Origin of the sequence: Pseudomonas sp. HY2-MNA-CIBAN-0224 (genome assembly GCF_040310285.1) — a bacterium.
GTDB classification, from domain to species: domain Bacteria; phylum Pseudomonadota; class Gammaproteobacteria; order Pseudomonadales; family Pseudomonadaceae; genus Aquipseudomonas; species Aquipseudomonas helleri.
In genome coordinates this window covers 1-246 of record NZ_JBEOPQ010000803.1, presented here as the reverse complement: position 1 = coordinate 246, position 246 = coordinate 1, and the positions used below count along the sequence as shown (strand labels likewise).

Annotated in this window: 1 protein-coding gene; it reads right to left on the bottom strand. The window is 45.9% G+C overall.

What is annotated here, in order from left to right; genetic code table 11:
* Positions 1-246 (bottom strand): hypothetical protein (locus tag AAEZ03_RS28515; protein WP_502947991.1); only part of this gene is annotated, 246 nt, incomplete at both ends.

The window sequence follows — 246 nt, the reverse complement described above, 5'->3', positions numbered from 1 at the left end:
GTCCAGAAATGACGATAAGCGACAGTAAATGCAGTTGTTGACTCTACTACTGTTTCTCCTTGGTCATCAGTAACAATATCTGGTGTCATACCAGCAGCAACATATCGGCCACAGTCACCTACGGTAACTTGGAAACGTAAATCGTCTTTACCAACCGTTTTAATCACGCCGCCTACATTGGCTGCCACGGCAACCTCATCAATTCCGCCTTGGTCCACTTTTCTAACAAGCGCCCCTACAGATAAT